This window comes from Peribacillus sp. P4_B1, from assembly GCF_056402395.1.
Map to the genome: position 1 here is coordinate 1 of NZ_JBFUHM010000147.1, position 987 is coordinate 987.

Below are 987 nucleotides of genomic sequence, written 5' to 3' on the forward strand. Positions count from 1 at the left end.
GTAAAGTCTTTTATGAATGAGAAATCAATTGCACCTACACATGTTTTATTTTCTAGTCGATCATATGGAATAGGCTTATTAGACGCTTGGATATCTTCCCAGGATGCTACCTTAACCGTATTATCTTCTTGAGGAAGATTCATCCTTTTGGCCATGAATTCAGGTAGCCCGGAAGGGTCATCTTCAAGATCCAAATATTCATCCATAATTGTGTCGAACAGTTCTTCAGCATATGGGCTCCTTGGCTGACTAAACATTGGATTTGCCTTTTCCCATAATTCTGATCTTTCAACTTCATCCTTACTGTCCATTTTGAAAATGAAAACAAAACGGTTTTCACGTCTACTTCCGCCTCTTAAGACTTCTAAACACTGTTCAATAAATCTATCAAAAAAACCACTTCGGACATAACCGTTAGTGGATATATAGATTCTTCTATGCTTTACTTTCCCTAAACCAGAGCTTAGCCTATTTATTAGTTTTGTATCTTCATAAATATGCCATTCATCAAAAATCAAACACCCAGGGCGACCTCCATCTTTTGTATCAGCGTTCGAGGTACGAAACATAAACTCAGCTAGAGTAGATTTTAATCACAAGCACCTACATAGTAACTTCATGTTTAGTTCCGCATTTCTTGCATATAAGTGGCTGATAACCAAAACCAGCAGTAGTACTCCTTCCCACTTCTCTCCATGTACTCCCGCAAATTTCACACTTTTGTATGTTCAAAAAAAACACCTCTTTTACAGAGAATCTTAGCATGAACTCTAAACTTATTCTTCAAGAAAAATCCCCCAAAACTTATTCAACTAGTCGAGTAGAAAGGAGCCTTCCTACCTTACGGTAAATTGTACTCCTCCCCCTCACAGAACCGTGCTTGCGCTATTAACGCACACGGCTCCTCCTAGTCATCGTTTACAGAATGTAGCTAATCTCTTTGCTTAGTTCATAGATATTCACTTTGATTCTTGGTGAAGGCAGTGG

1 protein-coding gene is annotated in these 987 nt (G+C 38.4%); it reads right to left on the reverse strand.

Going from position 1 to position 987, the window contains the following annotated elements:
* Nucleotides 1-569 (reverse strand): terminase large subunit domain-containing protein (locus tag AC1DVK_RS26950; RefSeq protein ID WP_477627829.1); only part of this gene is annotated, 569 nt, incomplete at its 3' end.
* Between the last annotated feature and the right edge of the window lie 418 nt (nt 570-987).